The sequence below is a fragment of the Streptomyces flavochromogenes genome (assembly GCF_000717595.1).
GTDB lineage: Bacteria > Actinomycetota > Actinomycetes > Streptomycetales > Streptomycetaceae > Streptomyces > Streptomyces flavochromogenes.
The window spans coordinates 1-660 of sequence record NZ_JNZO01000096.1 but is presented as its reverse complement, the minus strand read 5'-3'; the positions used below and the strand labels follow the sequence as shown (position 1 = coordinate 660).

The 660-nt window shown below is 73.9% G+C and carries 1 protein-coding gene; it reads left to right on the top strand.

Annotated features, from left to right (window positions below; genetic code table 11):
- Positions 1–660 (top strand): ATP-binding protein (locus IF00_RS0140390; protein WP_030327110.1); only part of this gene is annotated, 660 nt, incomplete at both ends.

The window sequence follows — 660 nt, the reverse complement described above, 5'->3', positions numbered from 1 at the left end:
CTCGCGACGAGCCGGGAGCCGTTGGGGGTGCCGGGGGAGGTGGTGCGGCCGTTGGGGCCGTTGCCGGTGGGGATGGCGTTGCGGTTGTTGGGGGAGCGGGGTGCGGCGGCGCGTCCGGGGTTCGTGGTGGGGGAGGATCGGGGGGCGGCGGAGGAGGTGTGCCGGCGTCTGGACGGTCTGCCGTTGGCGATCGAGTTGGCGGCGGCGCGGTTGCGGTTGTTGTCGGTGCGTCAGATCGCGGAGCGGCTGGACGACCGGTTCCGGTTGTTGACGTCGGGGGCGCGGACGGTGTTGCCGCGGCAGCAGACGTTGCGGGCGGTGGTGGACTGGTCGTGGGATCTGCTGGAGGGGCCGGAGCGGGCGGTGCTGCGGCGGCTTGCGGTGTTCACGGGGGGTGCGGATCTGGCGGCGGCGGAGGCGGTGTGTGCGGACGGCGGGGCTCCGGACGTGCTGGATCTGCTGGGTGCCCTGGTCGACAAGTCGTTGGTGGTGGCGGGGCCGGGCCGGGACGGTGAGGGGATGCGGTTCCGGCTTCTGGAGACGGTGGCGGAGTACGCGGGGGAGCGTCTGGAGGAGTCCGGGGAGCGGGCCGCGACCGAGCGGCGCCATCTGACGTACTACCGGGAACTCGCCCGCACCACCGACCCCGAACTCCGCGGC